General features: G+C 54.2%; 21 protein-coding genes and 1 riboswitch. Of the genes, 8 read left to right on the top strand and 13 right to left on the bottom strand.

Annotated elements, in window-relative coordinates; all coding sequences use genetic code 11:
* Nucleotide 1 precedes the first annotated feature (1 nt).
* From petA to lolB, 10 genes are all read right to left on the bottom strand, one after another.
* Nucleotides 2-550, bottom strand: coding sequence for a ubiquinol-cytochrome c reductase iron-sulfur subunit (gene petA / locus FDW98_RS04175; RefSeq protein ID WP_096756756.1), 549 nt, complete (start codon nt 548-550; stop codon nt 2-4).
* Nucleotides 551-576: 26 nt separating this feature from the next.
* On the bottom strand, nt 577-1,017 hold the full coding sequence (locus tag FDW98_RS04170; RefSeq protein ID WP_096756757.1) for a pseudoazurin: 441 nt from the start codon (nt 1,015-1,017) through the stop codon (nt 577-579).
* Nucleotides 1,018-1,035: 18 nt separating this feature from the next.
* On the bottom strand, nt 1,036-1,857 hold the full coding sequence (locus tag FDW98_RS04165; protein ID WP_096756758.1) for an ABC transporter ATP-binding protein: 822 nt from the start codon (nt 1,855-1,857) through the stop codon (nt 1,036-1,038).
* Nucleotides 1,854-2,918, bottom strand: coding sequence for an iron ABC transporter permease (locus tag FDW98_RS04160; RefSeq protein WP_096756759.1), 1,065 nt, complete (start codon nt 2,916-2,918; stop codon nt 1,854-1,856). The genes FDW98_RS04165 and FDW98_RS04160 overlap by 4 nt, the downstream gene beginning before the upstream one ends.
* Before the next feature lie 65 nt (nt 2,919-2,983).
* The gene (locus tag FDW98_RS04155) at nt 2,984-4,036 is read right to left on the bottom strand and encodes an ABC transporter substrate-binding protein (protein WP_096756760.1); all 1,053 of its coding nucleotides are present in this window, start codon (nt 4,034-4,036) and stop codon (nt 2,984-2,986) included.
* Nucleotides 4,037-4,248: 212 nt separating this feature from the next.
* A riboswitch (cobalamin riboswitch) is annotated at nt 4,249-4,477 on the bottom strand.
* A 240-nt stretch (nt 4,478-4,717) separates the two neighbouring features.
* Nucleotides 4,718-5,236 carry a GNAT family N-acetyltransferase gene (locus tag FDW98_RS04150; RefSeq protein ID WP_096756761.1) on the bottom strand — a complete coding sequence of 173 codons (519 nt, stop codon included), beginning with the start codon at nt 5,234-5,236 and terminating at the stop codon, nt 4,718-4,720.
* Between the two features lie 106 nt (nt 5,237-5,342).
* Nucleotides 5,343-7,022 (bottom strand): C4-dicarboxylic acid transporter DauA, encoded by a 1,680-nt coding sequence (gene dauA / locus FDW98_RS04145; RefSeq protein WP_096756762.1) that lies wholly within the window; start codon nt 7,020-7,022, stop codon nt 5,343-5,345.
* A 124-nt stretch (nt 7,023-7,146) separates the two neighbouring features.
* Complete coding sequence (prs, locus tag FDW98_RS04140; RefSeq protein WP_001518537.1) at nt 7,147-8,094, bottom strand: ribose-phosphate diphosphokinase; 948 nt, start codon at nt 8,092-8,094, stop codon at nt 7,147-7,149.
* A 266-nt stretch (nt 8,095-8,360) separates the two neighbouring features.
* Complete coding sequence (gene ispE, locus FDW98_RS04135) at nt 8,361-9,212, bottom strand: 4-(cytidine 5'-diphospho)-2-C-methyl-D-erythritol kinase (protein WP_096756763.1); 852 nt, start codon at nt 9,210-9,212, stop codon at nt 8,361-8,363.
* Nucleotides 9,209-9,832, bottom strand: coding sequence for a lipoprotein insertase outer membrane protein LolB (gene lolB, locus FDW98_RS04130; RefSeq protein WP_096756764.1), 624 nt, complete (start codon nt 9,830-9,832; stop codon nt 9,209-9,211). Before lolB ends, ispE begins: the two co-directional genes overlap by 4 nt.
* A 211-nt stretch (nt 9,833-10,043) precedes the next feature.
* On the opposite strand from lolB, the gene hemA reads away from it, so the two are divergent.
* From hemA to kdsA, 6 genes are read left to right on the top strand one after another with little or no spacing between them, the layout of a single operon-like run.
* Entirely contained in the window at nt 10,044-11,300 is a 1,257-nt protein-coding gene (gene hemA, locus FDW98_RS04125; RefSeq protein ID WP_096756765.1) for a glutamyl-tRNA reductase, read from the top strand.
* Between the two features lie 41 nt (nt 11,301-11,341).
* The gene (prfA, locus tag FDW98_RS04120) at nt 11,342-12,424 is read left to right on the top strand and encodes a peptide chain release factor 1 (RefSeq protein WP_096756766.1); all 1,083 of its coding nucleotides are present in this window, start codon (nt 11,342-11,344) and stop codon (nt 12,422-12,424) included.
* A complete protein-coding gene (gene prmC, locus FDW98_RS04115) occupies nt 12,424-13,257 on the top strand; it encodes a peptide chain release factor N(5)-glutamine methyltransferase (RefSeq protein ID WP_096756767.1) in 834 nt (277 codons plus the stop codon). The genes prfA and prmC overlap by 1 nt, the downstream gene beginning before the upstream one ends.
* Entirely contained in the window at nt 13,254-13,646 is a 393-nt protein-coding gene (gene sirB2 / locus FDW98_RS04110) for an invasion regulator SirB2 (RefSeq protein WP_096756768.1), read from the top strand. Before prmC ends, sirB2 begins: the two co-directional genes overlap by 4 nt.
* A 2-nt stretch (nt 13,647-13,648) precedes the next feature.
* Complete coding sequence (sirB1, locus tag FDW98_RS04105; protein ID WP_096756769.1) at nt 13,649-14,458, top strand: invasion regulator SirB1; 810 nt, start codon at nt 13,649-13,651, stop codon at nt 14,456-14,458.
* A gap of 35 nt (nt 14,459-14,493) precedes the next feature.
* On the top strand, nt 14,494-15,348 hold the full coding sequence (kdsA, locus tag FDW98_RS04100) for a 3-deoxy-8-phosphooctulonate synthase (protein WP_096756770.1): 855 nt from the start codon (nt 14,494-14,496) through the stop codon (nt 15,346-15,348).
* A gap of 105 nt (nt 15,349-15,453) precedes the next feature.
* Here the strand turns inward: kdsA and chaA are convergent, their stop codons facing one another.
* Nucleotides 15,454-16,554 carry a sodium-potassium/proton antiporter ChaA gene (chaA, locus tag FDW98_RS04095; RefSeq protein WP_096756771.1) on the bottom strand — a complete coding sequence of 367 codons (1,101 nt, stop codon included), beginning with the start codon at nt 16,552-16,554 and terminating at the stop codon, nt 15,454-15,456.
* A 402-nt stretch (nt 16,555-16,956) separates the two neighbouring features.
* Between chaA and FDW98_RS04090 the strand changes: the two genes are divergently transcribed.
* Entirely contained in the window at nt 16,957-17,652 is a 696-nt protein-coding gene (locus tag FDW98_RS04090) for a gamma-glutamylcyclotransferase (RefSeq protein WP_096756772.1), read from the top strand.
* 47 nt (nt 17,653-17,699) lie between these two features.
* Here FDW98_RS04090 and FDW98_RS04085 read toward each other — a convergent pair whose 3' ends face one another.
* Together FDW98_RS04085 and FDW98_RS04080 are read right to left on the bottom strand one after the other, a co-directional pair.
* Nucleotides 17,700-17,945 (bottom strand): DUF1883 domain-containing protein, encoded by a 246-nt coding sequence (locus FDW98_RS04085; protein WP_096756773.1) that lies wholly within the window; start codon nt 17,943-17,945, stop codon nt 17,700-17,702.
* Between the two features lie 263 nt (nt 17,946-18,208).
* On the bottom strand, nt 18,209-18,562 hold the full coding sequence (locus FDW98_RS04080) for a DsrE/DsrF/TusD sulfur relay family protein (RefSeq protein ID WP_096756774.1): 354 nt from the start codon (nt 18,560-18,562) through the stop codon (nt 18,209-18,211).
* A 73-nt stretch (nt 18,563-18,635) separates the two neighbouring features.
* Here FDW98_RS04080 and nasR point away from each other — a divergent pair, with 73 nt between their 5' ends.
* Nucleotides 18,636-19,817, top strand: a complete 1,182-nt coding sequence (nasR, locus tag FDW98_RS04075) for a nitrate regulatory protein NasR (protein WP_096756775.1) — start codon at nt 18,636-18,638, stop codon at nt 19,815-19,817.
* Nucleotides 19,818-19,956: the final 139 nt, after the last annotated feature.

The raw sequence follows: 19,956 nt of genomic DNA, 5'->3' as shown, positions 1-19,956 counted from the left end.
GTCAGGCCTCTTTTGTGCCAAGGCGTACACTCAGACCATCGGCGGCCAGGGCATAGTCGGGGATCGCCAAATTTGCCGTGGCCGGACCCCGCGTCACGCGCCCGGAGGTGTCAAACTCTGAGCCGTGACACGGACAAATCCAGCCCTGACCGCTGGGGTTGGCGTTAGGCACGCATCCGGCATGCGGGCAGTAACCCTGAACAATCAGCCACTGCGGATGCGCCGCCGTGACCCGCTCGCTGTCTGCCTGCGGGTCGAGCAACAGTCGGGTGTCGGCCTGCTGCGCCGCCGTGACCTCGTCTGGCGTACGGTGGCGAATCAGGATCAGTTTCCCCTGCCAGATTCGTTTCACCGTCTGACCAGCCGCTACTCCCGCAAGGGAAACATCCACCGGCTCATTTTCTGCCACGGTTTTATCGTCCGGCCCCAGCGCCGAAATGAGTGGCCAGACGGCTGCGGTCACCCCCGCAGCGCCGACAAATTTTGTCAACTTACACAGGCAATCGCGTCGCTGGGTGTGGATTGCCTCACTGTCCGTTTTTTTATTCACCGCCGTCTCCTCTGTTCATTGCGCTGTCAGGGTTTCTCAATGCGGGTATAAATGTCCTGAAAACGTTTATCGGCAAGGCCGGGGGCTTTAAACGCGCGGTAGCTGTCGGGTAAAACGGCGTCGCCGACTTTGATCAGCATAATCATCCCCTGCGCATAGTGCGGTGAGCATTTGATGCCGTAGAAGCCTGCTGCGTCGTATTTGATTTCAATCTCCTCATCGATTTTGCCGATGAAACCGGGGTACCCGGCAGGAGACAGCTCGGCAATTGAGGCCGCATTGTGGCTTTTGTGCTTGCGAACAAACTTCACGCTATCGCCCGGCTGAATCGCCAGAAAATCCGGCTCGTAGACCATCGGTCCGCCGGTACCGCGGTTTTTCATCAGCACTTCATACGTTTGTGCGAACGCCGTCGAGGTGAACGCGCACAGGCACAGGATGAGTAAACGTTGTTTAATACATTTCATTGCGGTTCCTTGTGATATTTACGCTGGCCGTTGGTAGCGAATAAAGCAGCTCGCCTCATCAGCAGCCCGTTCGACAATCGCATCGATGCCAAACCAGTTGTTAATATTTTCTCGGGTGAAGACAGCTGCAGGGCAGCCTTGCATGACCAGTCGTCCGGCTGTCATCACCATGATGCGATCGCAAAACATCGCGGCATGATTCAGATCGTGCAGGGCGGCAATCACGGTCAGTTTTTCGCGTTTAACCAGGTTAAGCAGGCCAATTTGATGCTGGATGTCGAGATGATTGGTTGGCTCATCCATCAGCAATACCTGCGGCTGTTGTGCCAGCGCCCGGGCAATATGCAGGCGCTGGCGTTCGCCGCCGGAGAAGGTATGCCAGCAGCGATGCTGGACGTTTTGCAGGGAGACTTTCTCCAGCATCGTCTGCACGATATCGTCGTCGGTCCGTGACCACGGCGACAGCAGACTTAACCACGGCGTGCGGCCAAGGGACACGGCCTGGATGGCGGTCAGACGCTCGCTGGTTTCCGCCTGCTGTTCAACCAGGGCGACCTTTTGCGCCAGATGGCGGCGTGAGTAGCGGCGAATATCTTTGCGGTTAAGCGAAACGCTGCCGCTGGAGGGCTTGAGTAAACCGGCCAGCAGGGAAATGAGCGACGTTTTCCCCGAACCGTTGGGGCCGATAATGCCCACAAACTCGCCGGGTGCGACCTGAAAAGAGACATCATTGACGATGGCCTTGCCTTTCACCTCCCAGTGCAGATGCTGAGCGCAGACCACATCGTTGGCGGTATTTACCGCGCGTAGCGGCGTGGTAAAACGTGGGTTAACCGTCATTTGCTCGGGTTCCCTCGGATCAAAATAATCGAAAATGCGGGCGCGCCAACCAGCGCAGTGATCACCCCAATAGGCAGTACTTGCCCTGGTAGTAAGGTGCGTGAAATGACGTCCGCGACAATAAGAAAAATGGCACCAATCAGGGCGCTGACGGGCAGCAAGCGGTGATGCTGATTACCCACCAGTAAACGCGCAGCGTGAGGGATAACCAGTCCAACAAAGCCAATGGCCCCGACAATCGACACCATAATGGCGGTCATCCCCGTCACCGCGGTAATCAGTACGCCGCGAGTGCGTTTAACTGGGATGCCCAGCGAGGCCGCTGACTCTGCGCCAAATGAAAATGCGTCCAGATGGCGGGCGTAGCAAAAGCAGACGATGATGCCGACCAGCGCGGTCGGGATGGCCAGTACCACATCAGGCCAGCGTACGCCGCTCAGATTGCCGAGCAGCCAGAACATAATGCCGCGTGCCTGTTCGGCATTGGCCGAACGGGTAATGATGAGCGAGGTAATGGCATTGAACAGCTGCGAGCTGGCGATCCCGGCGAGAATAATTTGCGTGGTGGCGGACCCGTGTTTACCCCTTGCGGCCACGGCCAGCAGTGCGACAAACAGAAATGCCGTCAGCGCGCCGATAAACGCCCCGAGCGACATGCTGATAATCCCCGCACCCAGCCCGGTCAGCGCGATCAGCACCGCTCCCGTCGACGCCCCGGCCGAGATCCCCAGCAGATAAGGTTCGGCCAGCGCATTACGCAGTAGTGATTGCAGCACCACGCCGGAAACGGCCAGACAGGCACCGCAGCAGGCAGAGACCAGCGCACGGGTCAGGCGGTAGTTCCAGATGATCCCAGCATCCAGCGCGTCTACCGGATATAGGCTGCCAAACAGGTGGTTTGCCAGCGTGTGGGTGACATGCTGCCACGGGATAAACGTCTCACCGATGGAGATCCCCGCCAGCAGCACCCCGCACATCACCACGCTGACCCACAGGCTGTGCAGCAGCGCTCGCTGGGTAAACTGACTCATCGCCCGACGCGTCCTGCGTAATTCGCTCATTGTTGATGGCTTTCCTGAGTGCGAAAGCGCGTGATGCCCGTGCACGGCACCACGCGCGACGAGGATTAATGAGTGGCCTGCGGGTGCGCCAGACCGTATTGCACCAGCGCATCGGCGAGTTTTTCCAGCCCGTCAATGGTTCTGATGCCGGCATTCATGGTTTGCACATCAATCACCGGCAGGTGGTTATCTTTCACCGCCGGGATAAGACGGGTAACCGGGTCAGATTTGAGGTATTCCATTTTGACTTTCCAGTCATCCGCCGGGAAACGGCGACGGCCCATCTCGCCGAGAACAATCACCGATGGACTGGCTTTGGCAATGGTTTCCCAGCCGACAGTCGGCCACTCTTCCGCGGAATCAATGACATTTTTTACCCCGAGGGTTTGTGCGATCCACGCGGCGGGGCCAAATTTACCGGCAACATACGGATCAAGCTGCAGATCGGCGCTGGAGAACCAGAAGACGGCAGAAACGTTATTGTCCATGCCGGCGATCTTCGTTTTGGCTGCGGCTTCACGGGCCTTGAGGCTGGCTATCAGCTCATCGCCTTTGTCCTGTACATCGAAGATTTTTGCCAGATCGGCAACTTCCTGGTAGACCATGGCGATATCAAACATGCCCTTACGCACGCCATCACCGCCGTCTTCATTGTCTTTTGCACAATCGGCAGGGGCGGTATACACCGGAACGTGGAGTTCACTGAATTGTTCATAAGAGGCAACCGTCCCCGCGGGGCCAATCTGCCATTCAAACTGGCTGGCAACCAGGTCTGGTTTTTTGGCGATAATGCCTTCAAAGCTGGGTATGTTTTGCGCGATGACTGCAATCTTGTCATTCGCCGCTTTGTACTGTTCAGGAACCGGGCCAAACCACAGCGATGTGCCTACAACGCGATCGGCCAGACCCAAAGAATAGAGGATTTCAGTGCTGTTCTGACCCACTGTGGTCACGCGCTGCGGGGCTTTATTAAAGGTAATGTCCCGACCGCAGTTTTTGATAGTCAGCGGATATTGCGTCTTTGCCGCCGTCGCCATATTACTGGTCAGAAAGAGTGCCGCGCCAGTCAGCGCCAGAAGTGAATATTTGCAATAAGCAAAGGTAATAGTCGTGTGCATTATAATTATCCCGTTCATGCCAGAATCTGAGGATCTGGTCATGGTTGATTACGTTTTATTTTTTCGGGACAGGCACATGACGTAAAATGACATCTAATCGTGAACGGCAGGCAAGCTAATATGATAATAACGCATATCATTGCCTGACTTGATCAGAAATTGCATTTTTTCATTCGTCAAATAAATCACCCCATGGACCATCCCGTCCACTCAATGTATACAACCGTAACAGTAGGTCTCCTGGCTCGCGGTAATCTGAATATCGGCCTTCCCATAAAGAAATACTTTACAGTGACCTGCAGTGAATCATCACTACACCAGGATATTCAGCATCCGCTTACAGTTGCGGGGGCAGCTATGGCATAAGATTGAAATAATCCGCACCATATTCCGTTTCAAAGTAATAAAATATTTTGAAATACTGTTGCTGAGGACTGTAACGATATCTCATTATCACGTCAACCGCTCGAATCAGTAGGTATGCTTATCTCAACTGAGTTAACCCCTTTAAATTCAGTAAGATATATTTATACTGTTAACCTTGATTTAACATTGATAACGAATATAGAAAAACTAAACGAGAATTATTTGATGTTGATCAATTAATACTTGCACCGTGAAATAATCGAAGAACAAATAATGAGAATTACTAAATAATTAAATTATTAGCGCACTGTCACATTATTGTGATTGTTTTTCCATGTGTACGATTTGCTGTTCACCACCTTCATCAGAAAAAACGCTGAAATGATGACGCAACCAGAATTGATAGCCTCCGGGTAAAAAGTGGTGAGTATGGAGATAACGTATTTTATACCGCTGACTCTGGCAAAACTGTTCTGCCAGTGCGACTAATTGGCTGCCAATGCCTTGTCTACGGTAATCTTTTTCGACATAACAACGACAAATTTCTGCCGTTTCGGACAACTCATACCGTCCTTTTAATGTCGATATTCTGTCATCGTACTGGCATACAGCCAGCGTAGCGATAAGTTGCTGCTGCGCATTCCAGACACCGAGTAACAGACTCCGTTGCTGCTGAATATACTGGTGGTTGATATCAAATACATCTTCATGTGGGGCGGGGGCTGGCCGGTTAGCACTGAAGTAAAGGTTCAAATGGCGAATAATAAATAATTGCACGGCTGGGATATCCGTCGCGGTAATTTCACGAAAGGTAAACATAGCATTAGGGTTCATTGTTGTGGGTATTATCAGGAGTAGGGGAAATGATAATAGCAACTCAGAGGGGATTACAGAAGTGAAGAGTGACCGACAAGCAAAGCCTGCCGGTCATTGCTAAACGTTAAATATCGGCCAGCGCGGCATCACGGTTCGGGAAGAACGCCAGACGGCCGGGAATGGGCTGAATACCCGCCCGTGCCATGGTGCGCAGCGGCTGGAATTCCAGATTACTGATACGTAATTCACAGCCTTCCGGCAGTCGTTTAACAAAACGCTGGAAGGCGTCCAGACCACCGGCATCCAGTACCGGGACGGCATCCCACTTCAGTACCACGATGCGCTTGCCTGCAATGCGGGTTTCGAGATCGGTAAACAATCCCTCCGCGGCGGCAAAGAACAGCGGGCCAATCACACGCAGCACCAGCACATCGTCCGGTACGTCTACGTTAACCGGTGCCAGGCGCGTCATGCGCGCAATGCGGCGCATAAACAGCAGCGAGGCAAGGACGATACCGACGCTGATGGCGATCACCATATCGAACAGCACGGTCAGCGACATACACATCAGCATCACGATGATGTCGTCTTTCGGTGCGTGACGCAGCAGATCCACCACTTTATGGGCTTCACTCATGTTCCACGCCACCATCAGCAGCAGGGCCGCCATGGCGGAAAGCGGCAGCCAGGAAAGCCACGGAGCTAACACCAGCAGGGCGAGGATAACCAGAATCGCGTGGATCACCGCAGAAATGGGCGAGGTGGCCCCGGCGCGAACGTTAGCCGCAGAGCGGGCAATTGCGGCGGTGGCGGTGATGCCGCCAAAGAATGGCGCGACGATATTCCCCAGCCCTTGACCCACCAGCTCGCTGTTGGCTTTGTGCTTGGTGCCGGTCATCCCGTCGAGCACCACAGCGCACAGCAGGGATTCAATCGCGCCGAGCATCGCCATCGAGAAGGCTGCCGGTAACAGCGCCCGTAATGAACTCCAGCTTAGCGTAAAGTCCGACCCCGGCATATCCCACGGCAACACCAGCTGTGGCAGCAGTTGCGGGATACCGTTGCCCTGCGAACCATCCGCCAGAATGTAGTGGAACTGAGAACCGATGGTCGCGACATGGCCACCTGTCAGGTTAACGATGCCCATTACCGCACAACCGGCCAGCAGCGCCGGAAGATGACCAGGCAGGCGGATCCCCAGACGCGGCCAGAAAATCAGGATCCCCAGCGTGACCACGCCAATGGCGGCATCACCAGGGTTAATGGTCGGCAGGGCCATGAACAACGCACCCACTTTTTGCAGGTAGTGTTCCGGGACGTGTGCCATCTGCAGACCGAGAAAATCTTTAATCTGCATGGTACCGATGGTGATACCGATACCTGAGGTAAAGCCTAAGGTAACGGAGACCGGAATATATTCGATCAATCGGCCAAAGCGGGCGAGGCCGAAAAGGATCAGGAAGATCCCGGACATCAGCGTAGCCACCAGCAGACCTGCCAGCCCGAACTGCTGCGACACCGGATACAAAATCACCACGAAGGCGGCGGTAGGGCCGGAGACGCTAAAACGTGAACCACCGGTAAGGGCGATAACAATCCCGGCAACGGCTGAGGTATACAGGCCGTATTGTGGCGCAACGCCGCTGCCAATTGCCAACGCCATTGCCAGCGGGATAGCAATAATGCCCACGGTTATCCCGGCGATCAGATCACGGGTAAAGCGCGAGGCGGTATATTTTTCTTTCCAACAAGCGTCGATGAGGGCGCGGAAAGGCATCACATGTGAGGAAAATAGTCTGTTCACAATAATGTTTCATCCATGGGCGCATCATCTATCTAGAAAATGATAGTTGAAGTTGGCATAAATCATACAAATAAATAAAACGGATAAAAAAACCCGCCGCAGCGGGTTTTTGAGCCGGGCTCGATTAATGCTCGAACATAGCAGAGATGGATTCTTCGTTGCTGATACGACGAATCGCTTCGGCCAGCATACCCGACAGGGTCAACGTACGCACGTTCGGCAGTGCTTTGATTTCGTCGGTCAGTGGAATGGTGTCACAAACCACGACTTCATCAATCACCGAGTTGCGCAGGTTGTTTGCCGCATTGCCTGAGAAGATCGGGTGAGTTGCGTAAGCAAATACGCGTTTGGCACCACGTTCTTTCAGCGCTTCTGCTGCTTTGCACAGCGTACCGCCGGTATCGATCATGTCATCAACCAGGACACAGTCACGACCTGCAACGTCACCAATAATGTGCATCACCTGAGAAACGTTCGCTCGCGGGCGACGTTTGTCGATGATAGCCATATCGGTATCGTTCAGCAGCTTAGCGATAGCGCGGGCACGCACGACGCCACCGATGTCCGGAGAAACCACAATCGGGTTGTCCAGGTTCAGCTGCAGCATGTCTTCTAACAGAATTGGGCTACCGAATACGTTATCAACCGGTACGTCAAAGAAGCCCTGGATCTGTTCAGCATGCAGGTCAACGGTGAGGACGCGGTCAACGCCAACGCTTGACAGGAAGTCAGCGACGACTTTTGCGGTAATCGGTACACGAGCGGAACGTACGCGACGATCCTGGCGTGCATAGCCGAAGTAAGGAATAACGGCGGTGATACGGCCTGCGGAAGCACGGCGCAGAGCATCGACCATAACGACCAATTCCATCAGGTTGTCGTTAGTAGGGGCACAAGTGGACTGGATGATGAAAATATCACCACCGCGTACATTTTCATTAATTTGTACGCTGACTTCGCCGTCGCTAAAGCGACCTACAGCGGCGTCGCCGAGTGAAGTGTACAGGCGGTTGGCAATACGTTGTGCTAGTTCCGGGGTGGCGTTACCAGCAAAAAGCTTCATATCAGGCACGAGAAGAACCTCAGGCATGCGTCCATTGGTGGAAAGAATCTGCCGAAAACTGTGCGGGCCAGGCAGTATCCTCTCCAGGCGGTGTATTAAAGAGCGCGATGCAACGTCTGGAACGGGGTGACGTTGTCACCGCAACTCAGCTTGCCCGGCTTACTCGTTATCTCTCGCGTTTCATGTGGGCTGGCATCAATTCCTCACACCAGTCACATACTTTTGTATGCGCCGGGCGTTCCGTCATCTCGCCATCTTCCTGAAACCCGAATGATTTAGAGTAACGCTCTGTGCAATGGGGAGAGGTTGACACCTTTCGCCACAAAGCCTTCGAGCCATTCCGGGGCTTGCTCAAGCACCTGGCGAGCACGAGACTCTGTATCAAATTCAGCAAAGACACAGGCCCCTGTACCAGTCAGGCGCGACGGCGCATATTCTAACAGCCAAGAAAGCACCGCATCAACCTCGCGAAAACGTTTTCTTGCGATAACCTCGCAATCATTGCTGAATTCACATTTTAGTAACGTTTCTATTGACCTTTTTGGCGTGTTGCGCGAGAGTTCCGGGTCTTTAAAAATCACCGGCGTCGGAATACTGACGCCAGGATGAGCAACCAGGTACCATTTTTCCGGTGGATTGACCGGCGTGAGAATTTCTCCCACCCCCTCGGCGAAGGCCGCGTGTCCGCGTACAAATACCGGCACGTCGGCACCCAGAGTTAATCCGATGGTTGCCAGTTCATCGACGGACAGCCCGCACTGCCAGAGGTGGTTCAGCGCCACCAGAACCGTTGCGGCATTCGAGGAGCCTCCGCCCAGACCCCCGCCCATTGGCAGGCGCTTATCAATGCTGATGGCCGCGCCGCGCCCGGCGGGCAAGCGTCCACTTTCTGCGGCAGTTTTCATCAGCAAACGCGCGGCGCGCACGATCAGGTTATCTTCATGCTCTACACCCGCAACCGGGGTGAGTAGATGAATGTCGCCGTCATCGCGCAACTCAATGCGGATATCATCGCCGTAATCGAGAAACTGAAACAGCGTCTGCAGCGTGTGATAACCATCCGCACGCTGTCCGGTGATGTATAAAAACAGATTCAGTTTTGCCGGAGAGGGCCAATGGGTCATCATTTCACGATCCAGTTATCCATTTTCAGCTTAATGCGCTGGTCGCCGTCGGACAGTTCCATGTTAGCGGGCATCGCTGGCTGCGTTTTGCTGTCGTAGGCGCTGTACACCACTTTCCAGCGCTTACCGTTCTGGCTGTAGTTGACTTCGCTCAGACGGTACTGCGTGTCAAGTTTGTAATCGGTTGCATCGCCCGGCAGACCGAGGATCCACTGACGCAGGCTATTGAGCGGAATCGGCATCCCGGTCAGTTTGCCAATCATTTCTTCGGCATCATCGGCGGTATAATGCTTGCCTTTATTATCGACAAGCTCGACGTTGCCCGGCTGGGCTTTCAGTTCCAGTTCGGTACTGCCCAGCGGATTGGTCAGCAGCAGACGATAGTTATCCTGACCGGTTTGCTGCCAGAAGAAGCGGGCATAGACCTTCTGCTGTTCGGAAATGTAGGCAAACGCGCCGCGCGTCTGATACTGGTGCAGCGCACGCACTTCCTGCTGGTGCTGACGCCACTGCGGGGAGTCCGGGCTTTTGCCAGGACCTTTCGGCGCATTGAGTGTACAGGCGGTGAGGACCAGGCTTGCCAGCGGCAGCAGGCGGATCAGGCGAAAATCAGGCAGGGTCATAATGATGACAAATCCTTGAGATACGTTGCAGTTATAGTTCTTAATGCTAGCGCCGCCATCTAACCTCGTCTACGTTCACGTTATCTTAAATCACTAAAATTTGTGCACTAAGCTATTACTCCAAAAGGGGGCAGTCTCTTTTATTGGCCGCACGCATCCTGTATGATGCCCGCAGTCTAACCTTATCAACGCTGGTACTATTCCCGCACACATGACCCTTTTAGCGCTTGGTATTAACCATAAAACGGCACCTGTATCGCTGCGAGAACGCGTAACGTTTTCGCCGGATACGCTCGATCAGGCGCTGGACAGCCTGCTTGCGCAGCCAATGGTGCAAGGCGGGGTAGTGCTGTCGACGTGTAACCGCACGGAGCTGTATCTCAGCGTCGAAGAGCAGGATAACCTGCAAGAGGCGCTGATCCGTTGGCTGTGCGAATACCATAATCTGAATGAAGAAGAACTGCGCAGCAGCCTTTACTGGCATCAGGACAACGACGCCGTCAGCCATCTGATGCGGGTTGCCAGCGGCCTGGATTCGCTGGTACTCGGCGAGCCACAAATTCTCGGCCAGGTGAAAAAAGCCTTTGCGGATTCGCAAAAAGGCCACCTGAACGCCAGTGCGCTGGAGCGCATGTTCCAGAAATCGTTCTCCGTCGCCAAACGTGTCCGCACCGAAACCGACATCGGCGCCAGTGCCGTGTCCGTTGCTTTTGCGGCCTGTACGCTGGCGCGACAAATCTTTGAATCGCTGTCCACGGTAACCGTACTGCTGGTTGGCGCAGGTGAGACCATCGAACTGGTGGCGCGTCATCTACGCGAACACAAAGTGAAGAAGATGATCATCGCCAACCGTACGCGTGAACGTGCGCAGGTGCTGGCAGACGAAGTCGGCGCTGAGGTGATCTCATTGAGTGATATCGACGCACGTTTACAGGACGCCGATATCATTATCAGTTCTACCGCCAGCCCGCTGCCGATTATCGGTAAAGGGATGGTGGAGCGCGCGCTGAAAAACCGCCGCAATCAGCCGATGCTGCTGGTCGATATCGCCGTACCGCGCGATGTTGAGCCGGAGGTCGGCAAACTGTCGAACGCTTACTTGTACAGCGTTGACGACCTGCAAAGCATCATTTCGCATAATCTGGCGCAGCGTAAAGCGGCGGCGGTGGAAGCAGAAACGATCGTCGAGCAGGAAACCAGCGAATTTATGGCCTGGCTCCGCGCCCAAAGCGCGAGTGACACCATCCGCGAATATCGCAGTCAGTCAGAACAAGTGCGTGATGAACTGACCGCCAAAGCGTTGGCTGCTCTTCAACAGGGCGGTGATGCGCAAGCCATTATGCAAGATCTGGCCTGGAAACTGACTAACCGCCTGATCCATGCACCAACCAAATCTCTTCAACAGGCTGCCCGTGACGGGGATAGTGAACGCCTGAATATTCTGCGCAACAGCCTCGGGCTGGAGTAGCAGCACACCAATCTTATTTTTTACAGGGTGCATTTACGCCTATGAAGCCTTCTATCGTTGCCAAACTGGAAGCCCTGCATGAACGCCATGAAGAAGTTCAGGCGCTGCTCGGCGATGCGGGAACCATCGCAGACCAGGATCGCTTTCGTGCGCTGTCGCGCGAATATGCCCAGTTAAGCGATGTTTCTCGCTGTTTCACGGACTGGCAACAGGTTCAGGATGATATCGAAACAGCACAGATGATGCTCGACGATCCTGAAATGCGTGAGATGGCGCAGGATGAACTGCGCGAAGCAAAAGAAAAATGTGAACAACTGGAACAGCATCTGCAGGTGCTGCTGCTGCCGAAAGATCCGGATGACGAACGTAATGCGTTTCTTGAAGTGCGTGCCGGAACCGGCGGCGATGAAGCGGCGCTGTTTGCAGGCGATCTGTTCCGTATGTACAGCCGTTACGCTGAATCTCGCCGCTGGCGCGTGGAGATCATGAGCGCCAATGAAGGTGAACACGGCGGCTATAAAGAAATTATTGCCAAAGTGAGCGGCGATGGCGTGTATGGTCGACTGAAGTTCGAGTCCGGCGGTCATCGCGTACAGCGCGTTCCGGCCACCGAATCTCAGGGACGTATCCATACCTCTGCCTGTACGGTCGCGGTAATGCCTGAGCTGCCGGAAGCGGAACTGCCGGACATCAATCCGGCTGACCTGCGCATTGATACCTTCCGTTCATCGGGGGCCGGTGGCCAGCACGTTAACACCACCGACTCGGCTATTCGTATTACCCACTTACCGACCGGTATTGTGGTTGAATGTCAGGACGAACGTTCACAGCACAAAAACAAAGCTAAAGCGATGTCGGTGCTGGGCTCACGTATTCGTGCCGCCGAAGTGGCGCGACGCCAGCAGGCGGAATCCTCCGAGCGCCGCAACCTGTTAGGCAGCGGCGATCGCAGCGATCGTAACCGTACCTATAACTTCCCACAGGGTCGCGTGACCGATCACCGCATCAACCTGACGCTCTACCGTCTGGACGAAGCGATGGAAGGGAAACTGGATATGCTCATTGAGCCGATTGTCCAGGAATACCAGGCCGACCAGTTGGCGGCGTTGTCCGAGCAGGATTAATGGATTATCAGCACTGGCTGCGTGAAGCAATAGCCCAATTACAGAACAGCGAAAGCCCGCGCCGCGACGCCGAGATCTTACTCGAGACCGTTACCGGCAAAGGGCGTACCTTTATTCTGGCGTTTGGTGAAACGGTATTAACCGCGGCACAGCAGGAACAGCTGAACGCGCTGGTGGCGCGTCGTCAACGGGGAGAGCCGGTGGCGCACTTAACCGGCGTTCGCGAGTTCTGGTCGCTGCCGCTGTTCGTATCGCCGGCGACGCTTATTCCACGTCCGGACACCGAATGCTTAGTCGAGCAGGCGCTGGCACGCCTGCCTGCCTCTGCGTGCCGCATTGTGGATTTGGGGACCGGTACGGGCGCTATTGCGCTGGCGCTGGCTTCCGAGCGCCCGGACTGCGACGTGACGGCGGTTGATCGGATGCCAGACGCCGTGGCGCTGGCGATCCGCAATACGCAGCATCTGGGCATCAACAATGTGCGCGTGCTGCAAAGCGACTGGTTCAGCGCTTTACAGGGGCAGCAGTTCGACATGATCGTCAGTAACCCACCGTACATTGATGAGCAGGACCCGCATCTGGCACAAGGCGATGTACGTTTTGAGCCGCTGACCGCGCTGGTGGCGGGCGCGAGTGGCCTGGCGGATATCGTGCATATCATCGAACAGTCTAAACACATGTTAACCCCTGGCGGTTATTTGCTACTGGAACACGGCTGGCAGCAGGGACAGGCGGTGCGTGACGCGTTTACGCGCAGTGGATACCAGGCGGTCGAAACCTGTCGTGATTACGGCGGCAACGAGCGCATTACGCTCGGGCGCCTCGCTGCATGACCACCTTCAGCCTGTTGCTCGGCGTTCATCTTATTAGCATTGCGCTGTCCGTGGGGCTGCTCACGCTGCGTTTTTGGTGGCGTTACACGCAAGCACGCCTTGCGTCAGCGCGCTGGACGCGGATTGCTCCGCCGGTCATTGATACCGTTTTGTTACTCAGCGGCGTGGCGTTGATCGCTAAAACGCACATCCTGCCATTCACCGAACAGGGGACATGGCTGACTGAAAAGCTGTTTGGGGTTATCATTTACATCGTTTTGGGTTTTATTGCGCTCGATTATCGTCGGGCGCGCAGCCAGCAGGCGCGTTTAATCGCCTTTCCGCTGGCGCTGGTGGTGCTGTACATCATCATTAAACTCGCCACCACAAAAATACCGTTACTGGGGTAATCATGAGGTCGTTAGCTGATTTCGAATTTAATAAAGCGCCATTGTGCGATGGGATGATCCTGGCATCGGAGTCTATCCGCCTGGATTTCCCTACGCAATCTGTCTACGACGAACTGGAACGTCTGGCCAGCCTCGCGCATGAAGAAATTAGCCAGCTCCTGTCTCAGGATGAGCAACTGGAAAAATTGCTGGCACTTTTTTACGGCGACTGGGGGTTTACGGATACCCGCGGCGTCTATCGTCTTTCTGATGCACTTTGGCTCGACCAGGTCCTGAAAAATCGTCAGGGCAGCGCGGTGTCGCTTGGTGCCATCTTGTTGTGGCTGGCCAATCGGCTGGATCTGCCTCTGGTGCCGGTGATTTTCCCGACGCAGTTAATCCTGCGCATTGAATCACTGGAAGGCGAAATGTGGTTGATTAACCCGTTCAATGGCGAAACGTTAAATGAGCACACGCTGGAAGTGTGGCTAAAGGGCAATATCAGCCCGGTAGCTGAGCTGTTTAACGAAGATCTCGATGAGGCGGATAACGCGGAAGTGATCCGCAAACTGCTCGACACGCTGAAATCATCGCTGATGGAAGAACGGCAAATGGAGCTGGCACTGCGCGCCAGTGAAGCCTTATTGCAGTTTAATCCTGAAGATCCGTATGAAATACGCGATCGCGGATTGATCTACGCGCAGCTGGAATGTGAACATGTTGCGTTAACCGATTTAAGTTATTTTGTTGAGCAGTGTCCGGAAGACCCGATCAGCGAAATGATCCGTGCGCAGATAAATACTATTTCGCACAAGCATATTGTATTGCATTGATTAATGACACTTTACCTACCGTTTAAGGCGATCCTATGAAACAAAAAGTGGTTAGCATTGGCGACATCAACGTGGCAAATGACCTGCCATTCGTGCTGTTTGGCGGCATGAACGTGCTGGAATCCCGCGATCTGGCGATGCGCATTTGTGAGCACTACGTAACCGTTACTCAAAAACTGGGTATCCCTTACGTGTTCAAAGCCTCCTTTGATAAAGCCAACCGTTCTTCCATCCACTCTTATCGTGGTCCGGGCCTTGAAGAAGGGATGAAAATCTTCCAGGAACTGAAACAAACCTTTGGCGTAAAAGTGATCACCGACGTGCATGAAGCCAGCCAGGCGCAGCCTGTGGCTGACGTTGTGGACGTGATTCAGCTTCCGGCCTTCCTCGCTCGCCAGACCGATCTGGTTGAAGCGATGGCGAAAACCGGTGCCGTTATCAACGTCAAAAAACCGCAGTTCGTAAGCCCAGGTCAAATGGGTAATATCGTGGATAAATTCCATGAAGGCGGCAACGACAAGGTTATTCTGTGCGATCGTGGCGCAAACTTCGGTTACGACAACCTGGTTGTGGATATGCTGGGCTTTGGCGTGATGAAGAAAGTTTCCGGTAACTCACCGGTTATTTTTGACGTTACCCACGCGCTGCAGTGCCGTGACCCGTTCGGTGCTGCAAGCGGCGGTCGTCGTGCGCAGGTGACTGAACTGGCGCGTGCCGGTATGGCGGTGGGTCTGGCGGGTCTGTTCATTGAAGCACATCCGGATCCAGCCAATGCGAAATGTGACGGTCCTTCCGCGCTGCCGCTGGCGAAGTTGGAACAGTTCCTCACCCAGATCAAAGCGGTTGATGATCTGGTGAAAAGCTTCGACGAACTGGATACTGAGAACTGAGTTTGGCTTGTGTGCCCGATGGCGCTTACGCTTATCGGGCCTACGACGCAAAAATCACTGTAGGCCGGATATGACGCTTTGCGTCGCATCCGGCTTTTTTATGAATCAGGCAAAGATGGTCATCAGATAGGCGATAAACAGTGCCAGATGTGCCGCACCGTTAAGCACGTTCGTGCGCCCGGTCGAGAAGGAAATTTGGCACAGTACCAACGAAGAAACCATCACAATCATCTCTGGCGAACCTAAGCCAAACACCAGGTCGTTGCCCGTCGCCCACGCAATCAGCGTTACAACCGGAACTGTCAGTGAAATGGTGGCGAGCACGGAGCCGAAGAACAGATTCATTGCCCGCTGTACTTGATTGCTCAGCACCGCTTTCAGCGCACCCAGCCCTTCAGGAGAGAGGATCAGCAATGCGACAAGGAAACCAGTGAACGCAACCGGCGCATTCAGTTCCGTTAACAGCGTCTCCAGTGGGTTGGCGTTCATTTTGGTCACTGCGATAACCGCAATTAAATGAACAATAAGCCAAACAGCATGCCACATATTACTGTGCGCTGACGGTTTACCGTGGTGCGGGTCGTCGTCGTCACCCTCGTCTTCGTGTTCGTAAATAAACAGGCTCTGGTGCGTTTTTGTCTGAATCAGCAGAAATACGCCGTACATTGCGGCAGAAATTAACGCCACCAGTAGCGCCTGCGCAGTGGTGAAATTCGCGCCCGGCAATGCCATCGGGAACACCAGCACAATAATGGCCAGCGGGAACAGGGCGATCAAATACTGTTTAATACCAAACAGATTCATATACTGGGTGGCAAATTTACGCCCGCCTAACAGTAATGAAAAACCGACCAGACCCCCGGTGACGATCATAATGATCGAGTACAGCGTGTCGCGCATTAGCGTAGGCGCGGCGTCGCCCGTTGCCATTAATGCAGAAATTAAGCTGACTTCAAGAATAACCACCGACAGGCTCAGGATCAGGGAACCATAGGGTTCACCGAGTCGGTGGGCTAATACGTCTGCGTGACGAACAACGCTAAATGCGCTGCTTAATATGCCCACCAGAGCAAGCGCATTAATGCCGATAACCACTGGTAGTGACTGGCTGCTCCCCCATAAAAACAGCACTACCAGCGCCACTATCGGGAAGACGAGCGAGGTCTCCTTGTGGCGGGTTTTTACCGCCTCATGTGCATGTGTCATTTACGTTACTCTCCATCTCTGCAGGTATTTATAATTATAAATGTATTAAAGAATGTGAAAAATAACAGATATCTCGGTATTTCCGATCTGTTTTTACGTAATTTTACGGCGTGGCCTGTTTCTTGCTTCAAAGTGAGTAAAATCCCTTATCTTGTTTAGAGAGCATTTAAATAACAATGTGTTAGTTTTAATTGAACACAAATATTGACACTGATAATAGGGAAAATGTCGGTCCTGAGCGAAACATAAGTACAGGATATAAAGTGCCGTTGAGTCTTTGTAGCCTTGCAAGCGGTCAGTGAATTGCCTATTGTCCTGATATTGGTTTCAAAATGAGCAGCAAAAAAGCCCGGAAGGCGTCAAAAAGTTGTCGCAGGGATGTTGCAGTGGCGGAGGTGTAAGGTGTTAACGCGTGATTTTTTATTGAATGCCGACTGTAAGACGGCATTTGGTGCTATTGAAGAATCACTACTCTGGTCAGCGGAACAACGTGCAGCCTCACTGGCCGCCACGCTCGCTTGCCGACCAGATGATGGACCGGTGTGGATCTTTGGTTATGGATCGTTGATGTGGAACCCGGCCTTAGAGTTTGAAGAATCGTGTACCGGCACGTTAGTCGGCTGGCATCGGGCATTTTGTCTGCGCCTGACGGCAGGACGAGGCACGGCGTGTCAGCCTGGACGGATGCTGGCGCTGAAAGAAGGGGGACGTACCACCGGTGTGGCCTACCGCTTGCCGGATGCCTCGCTGGAGCAAGAATTGTCGCTGCTGTGGAAGCGAGAAATGATCACCGGCTGCTATCTTCCGACCTGGTGTCAGCTCACGCTTGATGACGGGCGGACGGTCAATGCGTTGGTCTTTATTATGGATCCGCGGCATCCGTTGTTTGAGTCCGATACGCGCGCGCAGGTGATCGCGCCGCTGATTGCCGCCGCCAGTGGGCCACTTGGGACCAACGCGCAGTATCTGTTCTCGCTGGAACAAGAACTGTCCCGGTTAGGGATGCAGGATGACTGTCTGAGCGAACTGATCGTCACGGTCAAACGACTGCTGGGCGAGGTGTTACCGGAAGGGGTCATGCGACCAGGATTTGCCTGAGCCGGCGAACTGCCCGAGAAGCGAGAGTGCTTTCGGGCAGCTAACTATCAGGCTGCGATATAACTGATGGAATGCTCCAGCGACTGGCTGTGGCTGTCGATCAGAACATTCCACGTGCCGGTATACGGCACGGTCAGCCATGCGTTATCCCGATCCTGCACGCTTAAAATGTCGGTCTGCGTGTCTTTGACGTGATTTTTCTCGCTCATCAGATGAATGTGACAGCGCTCAGAGCAGCGCACTACCACCGTATCTCCACCAAACAATTTCAAACTTGCCTTCACTAATGCCATTTTTCACCCCGTTCTTGAAAACAACGTACTTTCTGTCGAAAGTGCTGCGTGATGTTGTTCACATTTCACTCATGGCATAACACCAAAGGGGGAGGGACGGGATGCTGATTTTGATCAAAAAATGGCATAACGATTAAACAAAAATGACAAAATCCCTGAAAAGCGTTGAAAGGGCGTGCTTACGTTTAGAGAAACCGCGCCCCTGACAGATTAAATCTGGAAATATCCGGCTCTTTCAGTGTGCTTGCCTGAAAAGCCGTCTATCAGAAGGTTAACACCTTATCTGCTGCCAGCGTCCACTGGGCTAATTCCACCAATGTCCCGACTTCAACGCCGTCAATTAACGGCAGCGTGGTAATGCCACGACCATCGGTGCAGGTTTTGCACAGCTTCACCGGCACGTTTTGTGCGGTCAGGATCTCCAGCATTTGCTGAATATTGTAGCCTTCCGTCGGCTTCTGCCCGCGTATTCCCGCCGTTACTGCGTCCGACATCAAAAAAAGTCGCAGGTCGAGGCTGTCATCCTGTTCGCGCAGGGCAATGGCCAGACGCAGACTGTTAAATAACGATTCGCTTCCATAGGCCGCACCGTTCGCGACGATCACTATCTTTTGCATTTTGACTCCTGTTGTCAGGGGGGCATGGATATTGCTAGCTCTTTGGGAAAACCCGTTATCCGTGAGAGCAGAGATGATGACACATGCGCAAGACCCCGGTGCCACGCAATGGTTTCACCACGCACGTCAGCTTGAGAATACCCAGCTTCGCCAGTTGGCGCAGTCAGGCCAACTGGTGACGCGCATTAGCCATCTGGTGCATATGCTACAGTGCGAACGCGGTGCATCCAACATTTGGTTGTGCTCCCGTGGGTCACTTTACGGTCCGGAGGTCCGTGCCAGCCGCGCACTGGTGGATGAGGAATGTCGACAACTGCACGCGCTGTTTACGCAGCTTATGCCGCAGGCCAGCAGCACGCTATGCCATCGCATTGCCGGTACCGTCTGGTGCCTGGCGCAGTTGCCCGCATTGCGTGAAGCGGTCAGCGGGCAGGCGTTAGATGCGCAACAGGCCATGGCGCAGTACAACCGTGCGCTGCGGCATGTGCTCGGTATTGTCCCGCAACTTAATGACAGCATTGATGACCCCTACGTTGCCCGCGGGATGGTGGCCCTGTACAGCTTTATGCAGGGCAAAGAGCTGGTGGGGCAAGAGCGGGCATTGGGCGCGATTGGCTTTACGCTTGGCGAATTTGAGCTGCCTATGCGCCAGGCGCTGGTGGACAGGATCGACGGACAGCAGTCGTGCTTTGAAACCTTTAGCTCACTGGCTTCACCGGCGTTGGTGCAGCATTTTCGCCTGCAGTGCGAAGCCTCTGGCACGATTGAACAGCTGCGTCGACAGGCCTGCACGCGACAGCCGCAGGCCGATAACGGCGAAAGTGCGCTGCGCTGGTTTACGTTGCAGACCCAGCGGCTGGAACGTTTACGCGACGTTGAGGAGTGGCTGATCGGCGAGCTGATGCAGGCCGTTGAGCGGCGTCTGGCGGAAGACGCCAATGCGCTACCGCTCGACAACTGGCTTGACGATAGCGCCGATGACAGCCTCTGCCTGCGTCGCGACAAACAGCTTCTGCTGCTGGTTCGCCAGCAGGCACGTCAGCTCGAGCAGATGAGCGGCCAACTGGCGTCGCTACAGGATACGTTAGAAGAGCGGAAGGTGATTGATAAGGCGAAAAGTGTACTGATGAATCATCACAATATGAGTGAGGAACAGGCCTGGCAACGGCTGCGCAAAATGGCGATGGATAAAAATCAGCGGATGGTGGATATCGCCCGTGCGCTGTTGACCGTGAAATCACTCATTCAGGGATAGCGGCTGCACAACAGACGAGCAGCCTCTGCCATATTCGGGTGCAAAATAACGTCACCGGGAGGTAAAAGCCGCTCAGCGCGCCAGCGAAATTCTGGCATCCGAATTGCATTCATCTCTACAGACAGTTTAGCAACAGACC

This window comes from Citrobacter sp. wls711 (genome assembly GCF_005281055.1).
In the GTDB taxonomy this organism is placed as follows: Bacteria; Pseudomonadota; Gammaproteobacteria; order Enterobacterales; family Enterobacteriaceae; genus Citrobacter; species Citrobacter gillenii.
Note: the sequence above shows the minus strand (reverse complement) of the source record. Positions and strands in the feature narration are given on the sequence as shown.

Coding starts and splice junctions, on each gene's coding strand:
- FDW98_RS04085 (WP_096756773.1), bottom strand. CDS start 17,945: ATGGCATTAGTGAAGGCAAGTTTGAAATTGTTTGGTGGAGATACGGTG.
- prmC (WP_096756767.1), top strand. CDS start 12,424: ATGGATTATCAGCACTGGCTGCGTGAAGCAATAGCCCAATTACAGAAC.
- sirB2 (WP_096756768.1), top strand. CDS start 13,254: ATGACCACCTTCAGCCTGTTGCTCGGCGTTCATCTTATTAGCATTGCG.
- FDW98_RS04150 (WP_096756761.1), bottom strand. CDS start 5,236: ATGAACCCTAATGCTATGTTTACCTTTCGTGAAATTACCGCGACGGAT.
- hemA (WP_096756765.1), top strand. CDS start 10,044: ATGACCCTTTTAGCGCTTGGTATTAACCATAAAACGGCACCTGTATCG.
- sirB1 (WP_096756769.1), top strand. CDS start 13,649: ATGAGGTCGTTAGCTGATTTCGAATTTAATAAAGCGCCATTGTGCGAT.
- FDW98_RS04160 (WP_096756759.1), bottom strand. CDS start 2,918: ATGAGCGAATTACGCAGGACGCGTCGGGCGATGAGTCAGTTTACCCAG.
- nasR (WP_096756775.1), top strand. CDS start 18,636: ATGATGACACATGCGCAAGACCCCGGTGCCACGCAATGGTTTCACCAC.
- FDW98_RS04080 (WP_096756774.1), bottom strand. CDS start 18,562: ATGCAAAAGATAGTGATCGTCGCGAACGGTGCGGCCTATGGAAGCGAA.
- prfA (WP_096756766.1), top strand. CDS start 11,342: ATGAAGCCTTCTATCGTTGCCAAACTGGAAGCCCTGCATGAACGCCAT.
- FDW98_RS04155 (WP_096756760.1), bottom strand. CDS start 4,036: ATGCACACGACTATTACCTTTGCTTATTGCAAATATTCACTTCTGGCG.
- kdsA (WP_096756770.1), top strand. CDS start 14,494: ATGAAACAAAAAGTGGTTAGCATTGGCGACATCAACGTGGCAAATGAC.
- chaA (WP_096756771.1), bottom strand. CDS start 16,554: ATGACACATGCACATGAGGCGGTAAAAACCCGCCACAAGGAGACCTCG.
- FDW98_RS04165 (WP_096756758.1), bottom strand. CDS start 1,857: ATGACGGTTAACCCACGTTTTACCACGCCGCTACGCGCGGTAAATACC.
- lolB (WP_096756764.1), bottom strand. CDS start 9,832: ATGACCCTGCCTGATTTTCGCCTGATCCGCCTGCTGCCGCTGGCAAGC.
- FDW98_RS04170 (WP_096756757.1), bottom strand. CDS start 1,017: ATGAAATGTATTAAACAACGTTTACTCATCCTGTGCCTGTGCGCGTTC.
- ispE (WP_096756763.1), bottom strand. CDS start 9,212: ATGATGACCCATTGGCCCTCTCCGGCAAAACTGAATCTGTTTTTATAC.